Source organism: Gilliamella sp. B3023 (assembly GCF_026536845.1).
GTDB classification, from domain to species: Bacteria; Pseudomonadota; Gammaproteobacteria; order Enterobacterales; family Orbaceae; genus Gilliamella; species Gilliamella apicola_E.
Window position 1 is genome coordinate 1 of sequence record NZ_JAFNNH010000073.1, and the last position, 704, is coordinate 704.

1 pseudogene is annotated in these 704 nt (G+C 46.6%); it reads left to right on the forward strand.

Going from position 1 to position 704, the window contains the following annotated elements:
• A pseudogene (locus tag J3U16_RS12025) lies at positions 1-595 on the forward strand (hypothetical protein); the annotation flags it as partial.
• Between the last annotated feature and the right edge of the window lie 109 nt (positions 596-704).

A 704-nucleotide genomic window follows, 5' to 3' on the forward strand; every position in this document is an offset into this window, starting at 1 on the left:
ATTGTCTTGGTCTCCTGTTTCTCATGGAGGTATCACTGCTACTATGTCTAATTCTACTGCTACAAGCGTACGCGTTACTTTAACGGGTCCTCACGCTACCGAATCCCAGCATAATTCAGACAGTCCTAGTCCTATTTCTAAACCTACTTTGCCTCAGACCTTCGAGTTGGTCGGTCGTGACCGTCAAGGTAATCCTGTTGTTAAATATGGTTTTACTTTAAAGCAGTGGTTCGTGAACCGTGGTACTGACTCTTACGGTGATTCTAATACATTATCTTGGTGTAGTCGTATTGGTTATCGTCTGCCTCGCGTAAAGGATTTAACCAACGCATCTTGTCCTAACAACGATTCTGCCTGTCGCGGTTCAGTCGGCGCCACCCCTTCCTCGCCGGGTAATCATTTTATGCGTCATATAGGTTCTGGTTTTTTCACGGAGTGGGGTTATATGTCTGATTATTCAGACGCTGGCTTCTACAACTATCCTTGGTACTGGACTAGTGACTCGTCTGGTAGTAGCCAGTTTGTCGTCCACACTCCCGGCGGTAATGTGAGGTACAACTCCGGCGGCGGCTGGGGGGTTTGTGCCTATCCTTAGTTCTTATTTCTTCGTCCCTAATCCTTAGGACGGGGGTGGGGGTGATAAAAAATAGTGTTGAGTCATTAAAAGTAAGCTGACTCAAGGAGTCAACGTCGTTTAGCCATAA